We start from the raw sequence: 271 nt of genomic DNA on the forward strand, positions 1-271 counted from the left end.
GTGCGCCCGCGCATCCCCACAGGAGGACCCATGTCCGACATCCTCGATCCCCAGACCACCGCCGCGGCCGCCCCCGAGCTCGCCGAGGCGCAGCAGGAGGCCACGGGGACCGTCCCGCAGGTCGGCGCCGCCGAGCCCGCCGCCCCCGAGGCCCCGGCCGAGCCGGCCGGCCCCACCTTCCTGGACCTCGGCCTGGGCGCCCGCGTGCTGGCCGCCGTCGAGGGGCTGGGCTACACCCGCCGCTCGCCGATCCAGGAGGCGGCCATCCCGG

The 271-nt window shown here is 79.7% G+C and carries 1 pseudogene; it reads left to right on the forward strand.

The features are described from left to right. Positions 1-30 precede the first annotated feature (30 nt). Positions 31-271, forward strand: a pseudogene (locus KVS67_RS12010) (ATP-dependent RNA helicase); the annotation flags it as partial.

Origin of the sequence: Micrococcus sp. GbtcB5 (assembly GCF_019091605.1) — a bacterium.
GTDB lineage: Bacteria > Actinomycetota > Actinomycetes > Actinomycetales > Micrococcaceae > Micrococcus > Micrococcus luteus.